We start from the raw sequence: 247 nt of genomic DNA on the forward strand, positions 1-247 counted from the left end.
ACAAGGCATTGTTCAGGAACTTACGCCTACTTACGCAGTGATCAACGTCCAGGGAGTTGGTTACTATGTAGGTATTAGCTTAATGACCTCACAAACCCTTACCACCAATCAGGAAACCGTTCTTTTTATTCAGCAGATTATCAGGGAAGATGCTCATTTGCTTTTCGGATTTAAAACCAGATCAGAAAAAGAGATGTTCAATCTGTTAATAAGCGTTAACGGAGTAGGGGCGGTATCTGCCCTTATT

1 protein-coding gene is annotated in these 247 nt (G+C 41.3%); it reads left to right on the forward strand.

Translation table 11 applies throughout. From position 1 onward, the window contains the following. Positions 1-7 precede the first annotated feature (7 nt). The coding region (locus tag ACPYOM_RS23360; protein WP_481347801.1) for an OB-fold domain-containing protein at positions 8-247 on the forward strand (240 nt) is incomplete at its 3' end.

The organism is Monashia sp. HAY1-2A (genome assembly GCF_056755315.1).